The organism is Billgrantia sp. Q4P2 (assembly GCF_052806135.1).
Window position 1 is genome coordinate 305,977 of record NZ_JBRBAI010000002.1, and the last position, 11,938, is coordinate 317,914.

The window sequence follows — 11,938 nt, forward strand, 5'->3', positions numbered from 1 at the left end:
TGTTGCGTTCACCTTGATGCGTCAGCTCGTAGCGCCGCCACAACCCGTTCCATGCCAGCGCTGCGCGAACCCTTGATCAACACGCTGGCACCGGTGGGTAGATGGGTCAGGACATGGCGCGTCAGCGCCTCGTGATCGTTGAAATGATACCCGCCGTCGCCGAAAGCCTGGCTCGCGGCCAGTGCCGGCCCCCCGCAGGTCATCAGCACGTCGATCCCCAATTCCCGTGCATAGTGGCCGACTTCTTCATGCAGCCGGTCCGAATCCGCCCCCAGTTCTCCCATGGCGCCCAGCAGGCACCATCTGGGGCCGGGCAGCTCGGTCAACAGCGCAAGCGCCGCCTTGACTGCCCCCGGATTGGCATTGTAGCTGTCGTCCAGCAGGCGACACTCCCTGATGCCCTGTAGCGGGCTCAGCCGCCCCGGCATCGGTACCGCTGCTGCCAGTCCTGCCAGCACACGTTCGTCGTCCAGCCCCAGTGCGCATGCTCCCGCCGCGGCAGCCAGCGCGTTGGCGACGCTGTGCCGCCCCAGCAGGGCCAGTTGCACCCGGCCAACCCGACGGCCATCCACGACAAGCGTGAAAGCATAGCGCCCCAGAGCGTCGCAGGCCAGCTCGGTGGCCCGCACACGGCACCCCTCGGCAAAACCGAAGTCCAATACCTCCCGCGGTGCGGCCAGCCGCGCCCAGAACGGGAAATAGACGTCATCGCGATTGAGCACCGCCACCCCGTCGGCGCCAAGGCCGGCGAGGATCTCGGCCTTGGCCTGAGCGATCTGGCCCATACCGCCGAACTCGCCGACATGGGCACCGGTGACGTTGGTGATGATGGCCACCTGCGGCTCGGCCAGACCCGTGGTCCAGGCGATCTCGCCGAGATGATTGGCTCCCAGCTCGATGACCGCCTGACGATGTTCGCCGGTAAGGCCAAGCAGCGTGAGCGGCGCACCAATATCGTTGTTGAGGTTGCCCAGCGTGGCCAGGGTCTTGCCACGCTGGGCGAGCAGCCGGGCCAGCAGCTCCTTGACGCTGGTCTTGCCGCTGTTGCCCGTCACTGCCACCAGCGGGCCACCCCAGGCGCGGCGGCGTGCGCGCCCGAGCAGCCCCAGCGCCAGGCGGGTATCCGGCACCACCAGTTGCGGTAGCGGGTCATCGACAGGTCGCTCGACCAATGCCGCGACGGCTCCCGCCTCGCGCGCCTGGGCGATAAAGTCGTGAGCATCGAAGCGCACGCCGCGCAGCGCCACGAACAGGCTGCCGGGCGACAATCGGCGCGTGTCGCTGACGATGTCGCCAAGTTCGAGGTCACGATCGGGCGCCGCCACGCCGAGCGCCTCGGCCACGGCAGCCAGGGTCTGCAGGCCGGATCCGCTCATTGCCCCTCCTTGCGTCGCCCCAAGGCGGCTTCGGCTTCGGCGATGTCGCTGAAGGCATGGCGTACGCCGGCGATCTCCTGATACGGCTCATGGCCCTTGCCGGCGATCAGTATCACGTCCTCGTCCCCGGCTGCCTCCAGGGTACGGGCAATGGCTTCGCTTCGCCCGGAAATGGTCTCGGCATGCTGCTGCGCCTCGGCTGACAATCCGCTGAGAATCTGCTCGCGTATCTGCACCGGATCCTCACTTCTGGGATTGTCGTCGGTGATCACCAGCCGGTCGGCATACCGCTCGGCGGCAGCCCCCATCAGCGGACGCTTGCCGCTGTCGCGATCGCCACCGCAGCCGAACAGGCACCACAGTCGGCCATCCCCGGGCAGGTGCTCACGCAGCGCACCCAGGGCATTCTCCAGCGCTTCCGGAGTATGCGCATAGTCGACGATCACGGCCGGCCCGCCCGCGTGTCCCATCCGCTGCATGCGCCCCGGCACCGGGGTCAGCCGCGGGGCCGCATCGAACAGTGCATCGAGCGGCTCACCCAAGCCATGCAGGCTGGCGATGGCCAGCAGGACATTGTCGAGATTGAATCGGCCCATCAGCGGCAGCTCGAGCGAACGCTCCCCCTGTGGGGTCGCCACCAAGGCCAGCTGGCCGTTGCGGCTGGGCTGCCAGTCGATCACTCGCAGGGTTGCCGCCGGGTCGTCGCCGACCGCCAGCACACGCACGCCATTCGGCAGGCCAGCCAACATCAGGCGGGCCAAGGGGTCGTCGGCGTTGACCACCGCAAGCGCCAGTTCGGAGCGGCGAAACAGGCGCGCCTTGGCAGCAGCATAGGCCGCCATGCTGCCGTGGTAGTCCAGATGGTCGCGGCTCAGGTTGGTGAACACTGCCGCGGCGACAAAGCAACCATCGAGACGCCCCTGCTCCAGTGCATGGGAAGAAACCTCCATGGCCACTCGGTCGATCCCACTTGCCGCCATCTCACCGAGAGCCTCCTGCAACGCCAACGGCCCAGGTGTCGTCAGCCCGGCATCCTCGAGATGCCCCGGGCGTCCAACACCCAGCGTGCCGATGAGTCCGGCATCACGCCCCAGGGCCGCGCTCAGCTCAGCAATATAGTGGGTGACGGAGCTCTTGCCGTTGGTCCCAGTCACACCGATCAGCTCCATCGAATCGGGCACCTCGAACAGCAGGCGGCCCAGTTCGCCCAGGCGCTGGCGCAGGAACGGCAGACCGAGTACCGGCCTGCCCTGCGCCGAGTCGGGAAGCGTCTCGTCCGGCTCGAGGTGGTAGAGCACCTGGACGGCTCCCGCCTGGAGCGCCTCGGCCAGGTAGGAACGACCGTCGCCGTCCACCCCGGGGACGGCCACGAAGACGTCGCCCGGCGCGATCCGACGGCTGTCGAGCACCAGGCGAACCGACGCATCGCCGGTAAAGCCTGGTTCCGTCAGGCTGGGCCAGCAGTGGCGCAAGGCCGCCTGGAGACGAGAAGCACTCACCTGCATCGACACACCTCTGTCGTAGGAAAGGCAGGGTTCATCTGGCACGCTGGTCCGGTGGCACATCGAGCAGACGCAGGGCGCTGCCCGTGACGCGCGAGAACACCGGCGCCGCCACGGCACCGCCGAAATAGTCGCCGCCCCTGGGGTGATCGATCATGACGATGGTGACGATACGCGGGTCGGAGACGGGAGCGATGCCGGCGAACAGGCTGCGATAGGCATTCTCTTCGTAACCGTGCACCGACGTCTTGCGTACTGTACCGGTCTTGCCGGCCACTCGGTAGCCCGGCACCCCTGCGCGCCTCCCCCCGGTGGTAGGCTGGACGGATTGCTCCATGATGCGCAGCAGCTCGTGGGCCACCTGCGGATCGATGGTCGGCGTTCCTTGCGGAGCCTCATCCAGCTTGAGCAGCGAAGGCGGCATGCGCACCCCCCCGTTGGCCAGCGCGGTATAGGCGCTGGCCAGCTGCAGGGCGGAAACCGACAGGCCGTAGCCATACGAGAGCGCCGCCCACTGGCTGCGCGACCAGCGCACCGGGGCCGGCATGTGCCCTACGGCTTCGCCGGGGAAGCCGGTCTCGGTGCTCTGGCCGAAGCCGAGCCGCCGGTAGAGGTCGGGGACCAGCGGGTCGTCGAGTTCCAGTACCAGCTTGGACATACCGATATTGGACGACTTTTCCAGGATACCGGCCAGATCCAGCCTGCCGTAGTTGCGGATGTCGCGAATGGTGAAGCGGTCGATGCGCATCCAGCCTGGCGATGTGTCGACCACCACGTCGCTGTCGAAACGCCCGCTCTCCATGATCGCCGCCATGGCCAGCGGCTTCATGACCGAACCCGGTTCGAAGACGTCGACGATTGCCTGGTTGCGCAGGCCCCGCGGGTCCAGACCGGCGCGGTTGTTGGGGTTGTAGGAGGGCTGGTTGGCCATGGCCAGCACTTCGCCGGTGCGGGCGTCCATCATCACCACGACGCCGCCGTCGGCGTCGTGCTCGGCGACCGCGGCCTTCAGCTCACGATACGCCATGTACTGCAGGCGCTGGTCGATGGACAGGGTGAGTTCACCGCCCGGCTGCGCCTCGCGCAGAATCGCCAGGTCACGCACCAGGCGTCCGCGCCGGTCCTTGATCACCCGGCGCTGGCCCGGGGTGCCGGCCAGGTAGGGTTGGTAGGCCAGCTCCACCCCCTCCTGACCCGTGTCATCCACGTTCGTCACACCCAGCAGTTGGGCCACCACCTCGCCGGCCGGATAGTAGCGCTTGTACTCGTGCTGGGCGTAGACACCCGGCACCCGCAGATCGAGTACACGCTGGGCGGCCACGGGCGTCAGCTGACGCCGCAGGAACATGAATTCGCGTTCGGCGAAGCGCTCCAGCCGGGCGTCGAGATCGTCCAGGCCCATGCCCAGCGCCTGCGCCAGCATCAACCGCTGGATACGATCCTCCGGCAATTCCTGTGGATTGGCCCACAGGGTCACCACCGGCGTGGAAATGGCCAGCGGCTCACCGTTGCGGTCGGTGATCATGCCACGATGGGCCGTGAGCGACTCGGTGCGCAGGGTACGCGCATCACCCTGCCCCTGGAGGAAAGGACGGTCGACGACATGCAAGGTCACGATGCGGCCGGCCAGCAGTAGCATCGCTACCAGCACCAGGCCCAGCACCACCACATAGCGCAGCCCGCCCATCGGCGCCATGGGCGGTCGGCGACGCGGCGTCACACCGCCACGTACATCGGTACTCATGGCCGGATGACCTCGACTTCGTTGACGTGGGGCAGGCGCATGTCGAGCCGCTCGACGGCCAGGCGTTCGATGCGCGCCGGCGACGACCAGGCGCTCTCTTCGAGCAGCAGCTGCCCCCACTCCGTCTGCAGCTGATCGCGCTCACGCTCGAGCTGCTGTAGCCGAACATACTGCGTGCGGGTCTGGTGGCTGGCGTTGATCACTGCCGTGGCACTCGCCAGACAAGCCAGCAACAGACCCAGAACCAGCAGCAGACGCCAGCTCGGCAGCCGGGCGGGACGCCAGGCTGCGCGCAGCATTTGGGAAGACAACCGTCCTTGCGCCATGCCGTTCCTCAAGTCAGCTTGCGTGCCGCACGCATCACCGCGCTACGCGCGCGCGGGTTGGCCTCGACCTCGGCCGGGGTGGGCCGCTGCGCCTTGCCCAGCATCTCCAGACGCTTGGCGAGCTGCTCCTCTCGCACCGGCACGCCCCGCGGCAAGTCGGTATCGCCGCGCACATGTTCACGGATGAAGCGCTTGACCCGGCGGTCCTCCAGCGAGTGGAAACTTATCACCACCAGATGGCCGCCCGGCGCCAAGGCCTCCAGCGCTGCCGACAGCGCCTTGTCCAACTGCTCCAGCTCAGCGTTGACGTGGATGCGCAGGGCCTGGAAGGCGCGTGTCGCCGGGTGTTTGCCCTTCTCCCAGGCGGGGTGAGCCACCTTGAGCACTTCGGCAAGGTCGCCGGTGCGCAGGAAAGGGCGTTCGGTGCGGCGGGTCACGATGGCTCGCGCCAGACGCTTGGCGAAGCGCTCCTCGCCATAGGCCTTGAAGACATGAGCGATATCGGCCTCGCGGGCCCGGGCCAGCCAATCGGCGGCACTCTCGCCCTGGCTGGGGTCCATACGCATGTCGAGAGGACCGTCGCGCAGGAAACTGAAGCCCCGCTCGGGATCGTCCAGCTGCGGCGAGGATACGCCAACGTCCAGCAACACCCCGGCAAGGCGGCCATGCAGCCCATGGCGCCTAGCGATCTCGCCCAGTTGGGCGAATTCGCTCTGCTCGATGGAAAAACGCGGATCGACCAGGCTACGCGCCTCGGCAATGGCCTGGGGGTCGCGATCGATGGCCAGCAAACGCCCTTCAGGATTCAACCGTTCCAGGATGGCACGCGAGTGGCCACCACGCCCGAATGTGCCGTCCAGATAGACGCCGCCAGCGTCGTGAACGAGCGCATCCACGGCCCCGTCCAGCAGCACGCTGGCATGACGAAAGCCATGTCGGCTCGGTTCAGCTGCGGATGGCGGCATGCGCTTTCCTGATGTCTCGAATTCGAATGAATGCACCGGCCGCAGCCGGTAGCGGAGGGTATGTTTGGGGGAGTCGGCCGATAAGCCGGGTTCTGTCGAGGACAGCCATTCATCTAGGAGTCGCGTCACCGCGACCCTCCAGCAACCTACCCGAACCCGACGCGGGCCACGCCATTGGGTTCCTATTTGGTCTTGCTCCGGGTGGGGTTTACCGTGCCACGCACTGTTACCAGGCGCGCGGTGCGCTCTTACCGCACCCTTTCACCCTTGCCGGCCTCCCGTGGGAGACGTAGGCGGTCTGCTCTCTGCTGCACTTTCCGTCGGCTCGCGCCGCCCAGGCGTTACCTGGCACCCTGCCCTATGGAGCCCGGACTTTCCTCCCCCCGCAGCACTCGCAAGCGCTGCCGGCGGCGACTGTCTGGCCGACTCCGAGCGCAAGAATACCAGCGCGCCCGAGGCCTCTCAATGTCTTTCCGCAGCGGATCAGCGCGCTTCCTTCAGCGCCTGGGCCCGGCCATACCACACCTTCTTGGCACCGCCCAGCAGTCGCGCCGCCACCGCCGCGGCCTGCTTCACCCCAACACCCTCGGCGAGCAGCGCCTCGAGCACGGCATCGGCCTCCAGGCTGGCAGCATCGGTGCTTTCCCGTGCCTCGGCACCAGCCACCATGATCACGAACTCACCACGGGCCTGATCGGGGTCGGTCTCCATGCACGCCAGCAGCGCCTCGGCGCTGCCGTCGAGAAACGTCTCGAAGGACTTGGTCAGCTCCCTGGCCAGCACCAGGCGCCGCTCGCCGAATACCGCAGCGATGTCCACCAGGGTGTCGCGTATTCGGTGTGGCGATTCGTAGAAGACCAGCGTCTCCTGATTCGCCGCGAGCCCCTCGAGCCGTTGGCGCCGCGCTCCCGTCTTGGCCGGAAGAAAGCCCTGGAACAGGAAGCGATCGGTCGGCAGGCCTGCAGCGCAAAGCGCCGCCACCAGGGCACAGGCCCCCGGTACCGGCACGATGCGGCGCCCGCGCATGCGCAGCTCGCGCACCAGCACGAAGCCCGGGTCGCTGATCAATGGCGTGCCGGCATCGCTGACCAGGGCAATGCTCTCGCCACGCCGCAGCCGCTCATCGAGCTGCTCGACCCTGGCCGCCTCGTTGTGCTCGTGCAGCGAGAGCATGGGGGCCGATAGGCCGAGGTGACGCAACAGCCGAGAGGTATGGCGGGTATCTTCGGCGGCGACCAGTGCCACCTCGCCCAATAGCCTGGCCGCCCTGGGGCTCAAGTCCTCCAGATTCCCAATCGGTGTGGCGACCACGTACAATGTGCCCAGATCAGTGTCAGACATGGCGGTTCCTCAGGGAGACTGTCGGGCTTGGCCGAATGTGGTTGATCGTCGGGCCCAGAGACAGGCCTTTGCCTCTCCGAGCCTGCAGACAAGGAAGGATACATGCTGAAATTGCCCCGCGGCCTGCTGGCCATCGTGCTCTTCGCCCTCCTCATGGCCGGCTGCGCCCCTCCCGGTATCGTCGAGCGCGTGCCCGACGACGACCCCGGCCAGCTTCTCGAGCGAGCCGAGCAGCAAGCCCCCGAGCAGGCCGCACTCAGCCGGCTCGAGGCGGCGGATATCCTAGCACGACGCGGCCAGCGCACCCAGGCGCTGGAGATCGCCAGTGAGATCGACGATGCCCGGCTGCCTGCCGAGTACCGCTTGCATTGGGCCATGCTGCTGTCGGAACTCGGTGAAGAACTCGAGGAGCCCTGGGCCGTGGTCCAGGCCGGCCAACTGCTAGGCGAAATCGATATGCCACGCGACGCTGGCCTGATCCTGCGCGAGCGCATGGGGCGCGCCCTGGCACAGATCGACGAGCATCGTGCCGCAGCCGAGATGCTGATGTACGTCCAGGCACGCACCGACCGCGAAGCACTCAACGACGCCATCTGGACGTCGCTTTCACGACTCGAGGGCAGCGAGCTGGCCAGCCTGCGCGAGGGAGCCGACGAACTCACCCTCGGCTGGCTGGGACTTGCCAGCCTGGTGCGAGAAAGCGACGGTGACATCGAGCGCCTGTTCGCTCGCCTGGAGTCCTGGCGCGAACGCAACCCTCAGCACCCGGCAGCCCGCAGCGTGCCCGCCGAACTCCTGGCGCTGCGTGAACTGCGCGGCAAGGAAGTGCGTCATATCGCCGTTTTCCTGCCCAATAGCGGCCCTTTGTCCGGCGTTGCCGAATCCATTCGCGCCGGCATCCGCACCCATCACCTGCACAGCGCCGAGCGCAATGGCGGCGTGCGGCTCTCGTTCCTCGATGCCAGCCACGGCAACCTCGACGCGCTCTATAGCGAAGCGCGCAACATCGGCGCTCAGGTGGTCATTGGCCCGCTCGACAAGGATCAGGTCAGCGAACTCGAGACCCGCGACAGCGTTCCCCTCCCGACACTGGCCCTGAACTACGGTGCCGGCCCGGCAAACCAGGCCAGGGGACTGTTCCAGTACGGCCTGTCGGCCGAGGACGAAGCCCGCCAGGTCGCCCGGCGCGCCCGCGAGGATGGCCATCGCCGCAGCGCCCTGCTGGTACCAAACAACGAGTGGGGCGCCCGGGTCGGCCGCGCCTTCGAGGAGGAGTGGCGCAGCCGCGACGGCATCATCACCAACACTGTCACCTACGACCCCCGCGGCTCCGCCACCGAGAGCACTCGTCGGGTACTCAGCGGCGGCCGCCCCGACATGCTGTTCCTGCTGGCCCTGCCCAGCTATGCGCGCCAGGTACCGCCAACGCTCGACTACTACGATGCTGCCAACCTGCCCATCTACGCGACTTCACACCTCTACGAAGGACGCCCGCAACCGCTGCTGGACCACGATCTCGACGAGGTCAGCTTCGTCGACATTCCCTGGCAGATCCCGGATGCCGCCGTGGGCGGAGTGGAAGCACTACCCTACCTCGCCAGCTTTCGCGAGCTGCACGAGGATGCAGATCCCTCCACCTTCCGGCTGATGGCAATGGGCGTCGACGCCTACGAGCTGGCTCGCCGGCTGCCGCAGTTCCAACTGCTTCCCGAGAGCGAGATGTTCGGCGCCACCGGCTTGCTGGTGTCAGGGCGTGACGGTCGCATCGAGCGGCGGCTGCCCTGGGCACGCTTCGAGCGCGGCGTACCACGCCCCATCCTGACCTTTGATCTCCTCGACAATGGCCAGCTCCGCTGACGCTCGCGCCCGCGGCGCACGCATCGAGCGCCTCGCCGCCGAGTGGCTCTCGGCACGCGGCCTCAAGCTCATCGCCAGCAACCAGCAGTTCAAGGGCGGTGAGCTGGACCTGGTGATGGGCGATGGTGAAACCCTGGTCTTCGTGGAGGTTCGCCATCGCGCCGACGTGCGTCACGGCCATCCGCTGGAGACGGTTACCGGCTCCAAGCAGCGCCGGCTGGTCCATGCGGCGCGTTTTTATCTGGCGCGTAACCGGCTATCATGTCCCTGCCGTTTCGACGTGCTGGCCGTGACCGGCACCCCGCCCGCGCTCGACTTCGAATGGGTACAGGGCGCCTTCGAAGCGTTCTGACCAGCCTTATCGTTCGTTCCGCGACAGGATTCGACAGAATGGATTTTCAGCAACGTATACTCGGCCATTTCAACGCCAGCATCGACACCAAGACCTATGCCAGTGAGGTATTGCCTCCCTTCATCGAAGTCGCCAGCCAAATGATGGTTCAATGCCTGGTCAACGAAGGCAAGATACTGGCCTGCGGCAATGGCGGCAGTGCAGGCGACAGCCAACACTTCTCCTCCGAGCTGCTCAACCGCTTCGAACGGGAACGCCCCAGCCTGCCGGCCCTGGCGCTGACCACCGATACCTCGACGCTGACCTCGATCGCCAACGACTACAGCTACAACGAAGTCTTCTCCAAGCAGATCAGGGCACTCGGCCAGCCCGGTGACATCCTGCTGGCCATCTCCACCAGCGGCAACTCGGGCAACGTGATTCAGGCTATCCAGGCGGCCCACGATCGCGACATGGCCGTCGTCGCCCTGACCGGCCGTGACGGCGGCGACATGGCCTCCCTGCTTGGCCAGGACGACTGCGAAATACGCGTCCCGGCCACTTCCACGGCGCGCATTCAGGAAGTTCACCTACTGGTGATCCATTGCCTGTGCGACCTCATCGATGAACAACTCTTCGGCAGCAGCGAGTAACCCCACATGACCTCAACCAGACTGTTCGCTTGTCTTCTGGCCTCCCTGGTTCTGGCCCTCGGCGGCTGTACCACGGTCACCGGCGTCGCCAACCCCGGCACCATCGACGAAAACTATGGCAGGCGCACGCTTGGTGCCCAGGTGGAAGATGAAAGTATCGAGACCAAGATCGCCCACAACCTGCGACGTAGCGATGCACGTCTTGGCGATGCCCGCATCAACGTCGACAGTTACAACGGTATCGTGCTCCTCACCGGCCAGGTACCCAGTGAAGAGCTGAAGCAGAAGGCTAACGAAGTGGCACTGGAGGTTCGCAACGTCCGCGACGTGCATAACGAACTGTCCGTCGCCGCCAATCTGCCGGCAAGCCAGCGTCTCTCCGATACCTGGATAAACACTCGCATCCGCACGACCCTGGCAGCCGACCAGAGCATCGACACCGGCCGCCTGCGCTTCGTCACCGAGAATGCCACGGTCTACATCATGGGCATGGTCAGGCGGGCCGAGGCCGATCGCATCGTCAACGCCGTTGCCGACATCGGCGGCATACAGCGCATCGTCAAGGTTTTCGACTATCTCGACTGAACGCGCATCTCAGCGCAAAACGCATAACGGCAGGTCATTGACCTGCCGTTATGCGTTAGCGCCTACATGGTGACTCGATGAGCCAGCGGCTACTTGATCACCCGCAGCGAAGGCCGCTTTTTGGATGACGACACCTTGCCGGCAGAGGACGACTTCTTGTCGCGCTCTTGCTTCACGCCATCGTCATCCCGCCCTTCATCAACGTCGACGCTACTCAGCTCGGGCCTGTCCGCCGCAGCCCCCTCTTCCCGCTGAGGCATCGGCATGGTCGGCTCATGACCGAACACCATGCCCACCCCGTTCTCTCTTGCATAGATGGCCACCAGGGCCGGCATCGGCACGACGACCTGCATGGGCTGCCCGCCAAAGCGGGCATGAAAACTGACGGCGTCGTTCTCGATGCGCAGGTCCCGCACGGCGGTAGGTCCCACGTTCAGTACGATCTGGCCATTCTGCACGAACTGGCGCGGCACATTGACGCCGGGTTGCTCGGCATCGACCACGATGTAGGGAGTATGGTCATTGTCCAGGAGCCACTCGTAGAGGCCTCTGGCTAGATAGGGGCGGCTCGACAACATGGCGTTCTGCCCTCCAGTCTATTGGCGTCGGGCAGGCCCGACGCCAGGTTCAGGTACGCATCTCGCGCTCGTTCTCGCTCAATGACGACACGAAGGATTCACGCTCGAACAAGCGCTCCATGTAGGCAACGAGCGGCTTGACCTGCTTCTCCGGAAGCTCGATACCCAGCACCGGAAGGCGCCACAGTATCGGCGCGATGCAGCAGTCCACCAGCGAAAACTCCTCGCTCATGAAGAAAGGCACGTCCTCGAAAATCGGCGAGATGCCGACCAGGCTCTCACGCAATTCCTTGCGTGCCTTTTCCACTTCCTTCTTGCCGCCGCTCTCGATCTGCTCGACGAGGGGGCACCACTCACGCTCGATGCGATGCATCCACAGCCGGCTCTGGGCTCGCGCCACAGGGTATACCGGCAATAGCGGCGGATGGGGAAAGCGCTCGTCCAGGTACTCCATCATCACCTTGGATTCGTAGAGCGCCAGATCGCGATCGACCAGAGTCGGCACGCTATTGTAGGGGTTCAGGTCGGCGAGTTCCTCGGGACGCTGGTCACCATTGACCTCGACGATATCGACCGCCACGCCCTTTTCGGCGAGTACGATGCGTACGCGATGACTGAAGTGATCATCGCTTCCCGAGTAGAAGATCATCGACGACCGCTTGGCCACTACACCCATGTAA

General features: G+C 66.0%; 12 protein-coding genes and 1 other RNA gene. 4 read left to right on the forward strand and 9 right to left on the reverse strand.

Annotated features, from left to right (window positions below):
• Positions 1-8: 8 nt before the first annotated feature.
• From ACUY1T_RS04255 to rsmI, 7 genes are all read right to left on the reverse strand, one after another.
• Positions 9-1,376 (reverse strand): UDP-N-acetylmuramoyl-tripeptide--D-alanyl-D-alanine ligase, encoded by a 1,368-nt coding sequence (locus ACUY1T_RS04255; RefSeq protein WP_446020480.1) that lies wholly within the window; start codon positions 1,374-1,376, stop codon positions 9-11.
• The gene (locus ACUY1T_RS04260; protein ID WP_446020481.1) at positions 1,373-2,881 is read right to left on the reverse strand and encodes a UDP-N-acetylmuramoyl-L-alanyl-D-glutamate--2,6-diaminopimelate ligase; all 1,509 of its coding nucleotides are present in this window, start codon (positions 2,879-2,881) and stop codon (positions 1,373-1,375) included. Before ACUY1T_RS04260 ends, ACUY1T_RS04255 begins: the two co-directional genes overlap by 4 nt.
• Positions 2,882-2,912: 31 nt before the next feature.
• Positions 2,913-4,622 (reverse strand): peptidoglycan D,D-transpeptidase FtsI family protein, encoded by a 1,710-nt coding sequence (locus ACUY1T_RS04265; RefSeq protein ID WP_446020482.1) that lies wholly within the window; start codon positions 4,620-4,622, stop codon positions 2,913-2,915.
• On the reverse strand, positions 4,619-4,921 hold the full coding sequence (gene ftsL, locus ACUY1T_RS04270) for a cell division protein FtsL (RefSeq protein ID WP_446020483.1): 303 nt from the start codon (positions 4,919-4,921) through the stop codon (positions 4,619-4,621). The genes ACUY1T_RS04265 and ftsL overlap by 4 nt, the downstream gene beginning before the upstream one ends.
• Positions 4,922-4,956: 35 nt before the next feature.
• Positions 4,957-5,913: a 16S rRNA (cytosine(1402)-N(4))-methyltransferase RsmH gene (gene rsmH / locus ACUY1T_RS04275; protein ID WP_446020484.1), complete on the reverse strand. Its 957-nt coding sequence runs from the start codon at positions 5,911-5,913 to the stop codon at positions 4,957-4,959.
• 65 nt (positions 5,914-5,978) lie between these two features.
• An RNA gene (gene rnpB / locus ACUY1T_RS04280) (RNase P RNA component class A) lies at positions 5,979-6,343 on the reverse strand.
• 53 nt (positions 6,344-6,396) lie between these two features.
• Positions 6,397-7,254, reverse strand: coding sequence for a 16S rRNA (cytidine(1402)-2'-O)-methyltransferase (rsmI, locus tag ACUY1T_RS04285; protein ID WP_446020485.1), 858 nt, complete (start codon positions 7,252-7,254; stop codon positions 6,397-6,399).
• A gap of 102 nt (positions 7,255-7,356) precedes the next feature.
• Between rsmI and ACUY1T_RS04290 the strand changes: the two genes are divergently transcribed.
• From ACUY1T_RS04290 to ACUY1T_RS04305, 4 genes are read left to right on the forward strand one after another with little or no spacing between them, the layout of a single operon-like run.
• Positions 7,357-9,111, forward strand: coding sequence for a penicillin-binding protein activator (locus ACUY1T_RS04290; RefSeq protein WP_446020486.1), 1,755 nt, complete (start codon positions 7,357-7,359; stop codon positions 9,109-9,111).
• On the forward strand, positions 9,095-9,463 hold the full coding sequence (locus ACUY1T_RS04295; RefSeq protein ID WP_446020487.1) for a YraN family protein: 369 nt from the start codon (positions 9,095-9,097) through the stop codon (positions 9,461-9,463). The genes ACUY1T_RS04290 and ACUY1T_RS04295 overlap by 17 nt, the downstream gene beginning before the upstream one ends.
• Before the next feature lie 38 nt (positions 9,464-9,501).
• Positions 9,502-10,095 carry a phosphoheptose isomerase gene (locus ACUY1T_RS04300; RefSeq protein ID WP_411795144.1) on the forward strand — a complete coding sequence of 198 codons (594 nt, stop codon included), beginning with the start codon at positions 9,502-9,504 and terminating at the stop codon, positions 10,093-10,095.
• Between the two features lie 6 nt (positions 10,096-10,101).
• Entirely contained in the window at positions 10,102-10,680 is a 579-nt protein-coding gene (locus ACUY1T_RS04305) for a BON domain-containing protein (protein ID WP_446020488.1), read from the forward strand.
• Between the two features lie 89 nt (positions 10,681-10,769).
• Here ACUY1T_RS04305 and ACUY1T_RS04310 read toward each other — a convergent pair whose 3' ends face one another.
• Entirely contained in the window at positions 10,770-11,258 is a 489-nt protein-coding gene (locus ACUY1T_RS04310; protein ID WP_446020489.1) for a ClpXP protease specificity-enhancing factor, read from the reverse strand.
• A gap of 49 nt (positions 11,259-11,307) precedes the next feature.
• Positions 11,308-11,934: a stringent starvation protein SspA gene (gene sspA, locus ACUY1T_RS04315; RefSeq protein WP_434233300.1), complete on the reverse strand. Its 627-nt coding sequence runs from the start codon at positions 11,932-11,934 to the stop codon at positions 11,308-11,310.
• Positions 11,935-11,938 lie beyond the last annotated feature (4 nt).

Bases quoted from the DNA above. Each gene is read 5' to 3' on its own strand.
- ACUY1T_RS04255 (WP_446020480.1), bottom strand. From the start codon at position 1,376: ATGAGCGGATCCGGCCTGCAGACCCTGGCTGCCGTGGCCGAGGCGCTC.
- ACUY1T_RS04260 (WP_446020481.1), bottom strand. From the start codon at position 2,881: ATGCAGGTGAGTGCTTCTCGTCTCCAGGCGGCCTTGCGCCACTGCTGG.
- ACUY1T_RS04265 (WP_446020482.1), bottom strand. From the start codon at position 4,622: ATGAGTACCGATGTACGTGGCGGTGTGACGCCGCGTCGCCGACCGCCC.
- ftsL (WP_446020483.1), bottom strand. From the start codon at position 4,921: ATGCTGCGCGCAGCCTGGCGTCCCGCCCGGCTGCCGAGCTGGCGTCTG.
- rsmH (WP_446020484.1), bottom strand. From the start codon at position 5,913: ATGCCGCCATCCGCAGCTGAACCGAGCCGACATGGCTTTCGTCATGCC.
- rsmI (WP_446020485.1), bottom strand. From the start codon at position 7,254: ATGTCTGACACTGATCTGGGCACATTGTACGTGGTCGCCACACCGATT.
- ACUY1T_RS04290 (WP_446020486.1), top strand. From the start codon at position 7,357: ATGCTGAAATTGCCCCGCGGCCTGCTGGCCATCGTGCTCTTCGCCCTC.
- ACUY1T_RS04295 (WP_446020487.1), top strand. From the start codon at position 9,095: ATGGCCAGCTCCGCTGACGCTCGCGCCCGCGGCGCACGCATCGAGCGC.
- ACUY1T_RS04300 (WP_411795144.1), top strand. From the start codon at position 9,502: ATGGATTTTCAGCAACGTATACTCGGCCATTTCAACGCCAGCATCGAC.
- ACUY1T_RS04305 (WP_446020488.1), top strand. From the start codon at position 10,102: ATGACCTCAACCAGACTGTTCGCTTGTCTTCTGGCCTCCCTGGTTCTG.
- ACUY1T_RS04310 (WP_446020489.1), bottom strand. From the start codon at position 11,258: ATGTTGTCGAGCCGCCCCTATCTAGCCAGAGGCCTCTACGAGTGGCTC.
- sspA (WP_434233300.1), bottom strand. From the start codon at position 11,934: ATGGGTGTAGTGGCCAAGCGGTCGTCGATGATCTTCTACTCGGGAAGC.